The sequence below is a fragment of the Massilia sp. CT11-108 genome (assembly GCF_047302915.1).
In the GTDB taxonomy this organism is placed as follows: domain Bacteria; phylum Pseudomonadota; class Gammaproteobacteria; order Burkholderiales; family Burkholderiaceae_D; genus Telluria; species Telluria orientalis.
Genome location: NZ_JBKYMO010001239.1, coordinates 1 through 466 on the forward strand (window position 1 = coordinate 1; position 466 = coordinate 466).

Sequence of the window (466 nt, forward strand, 5' to 3'; positions counted from 1 at the left end):
ACTTTGCTCGCATCTTCGCCATCAACGTGACGGCCACCGTCGCCACGTTTGCGCCGTTCGTCGAGACGATGAAACGCAGGGAAGTCAACGACCGCGGCCCGCGCCGCCTCGTCGCCATCGGCAGCGTGGCCGGCATCCGCGGCATGAAAGGCGCCGGCGCCTACTGCGCGTCGAAGTCCGCCGTGCACACCTATGCGGAATCGCTCCGCCTCGAATTGCAACCCCACGGTATCCGGGTCGTGACCATCGCGCCCGGCTACATCGACACACCGATGACCCGCCAGAACCGTTTTCCCATGCCCTTCCTGATGCCCGTGGACCGCTTCGCGGCCGCGGCCGCCCGCGCCATCGACGCCGGCACGAGCTACCGCGTGATCCCGTGGCCGATGGGCGTCGTCGCCAAGGTCCTGCGCCTGCTGCCCAACGTCCTGTTCGACGCGCTGTTCGCGCACGCGCCGACCAAATC

1 protein-coding gene is annotated in these 466 nt (G+C 68.0%); it reads left to right on the top strand.

The features are described from left to right. On the top strand, nt 1-466 hold a 466-nt coding region (locus ACEN88_RS34205; protein ID WP_413346833.1), incomplete at both ends, for an SDR family NAD(P)-dependent oxidoreductase.